The 602-nt window shown below is 46.8% G+C and carries 2 protein-coding genes; both read right to left on the bottom strand.

Annotated elements, in window-relative coordinates:
* Positions 1-186: 186 nt before the first annotated feature.
* Entirely contained in the window at positions 187-348 is a 162-nt protein-coding gene (locus tag CIK04_RS35495) for a DUF3265 domain-containing protein (RefSeq protein ID WP_128824608.1), read from the bottom strand.
* Positions 311-602: N-acetyltransferase (locus CIK04_RS07625; RefSeq protein ID WP_142994985.1), on the bottom strand; the 292-nt coding region annotated here is incomplete at its 5' end. The genes CIK04_RS07625 and CIK04_RS35495, both read right to left, overlap by 38 nt.

The raw sequence follows: 602 nt of genomic DNA, 5'->3' as shown, positions 1-602 counted from the left end.
TTCTGATTGAGCCAACCGCCCTAACCTCGCGATTGCCCGAGAATTGAATGAGGCAATTCTCTGAATTTCTAGCGCCAAAGAATATGCGTCCGAAAAACAGCGCTCACAAAAGCCGGCTTGCCGACAAACACAAAACCAATCAGCCAAGGGAACAAAGAAAAACCATAACCAACTGATTTTACTTGATTAAGCATAACGCCGCGTTAAGGGGTGAATGCCGCCTAAACCAACTTTCCGCAGACCACTTTCACCACCAAAACCACCGCATACCAAAAATGCCACGCGGCATGAATCCCTCTTTAACGCTTTGTTAGGCGCGCAGCTGCAATTGGTAAAAATCGGTTTCATCATGCTTCGGATTAGGGCGACAATATACCCAACCATTACGCTTATAGAACCTTAACGCCCTTGCGTTCGTTCTACTCACGGAAAGCACAGCACGATTACAGCCAGCTCGTGCTAATTCTGATTCGAGGTAGACCTGAACTTGCTGGCTCAAACCAGAACCGCGAACTTCAGGCAACAAGTAAACTAAATGAACATAACCGGTCTCTGGCTCGGGTGAAAAAGAACGAAACTCTAACTGCCCTACCAATTTTCCA

It is taken from the genome of Vibrio sp. 03_296 (assembly GCF_002265885.1).
Note: the sequence above shows the minus strand (reverse complement) of the source record. Positions and strands in the feature narration are given on the sequence as shown.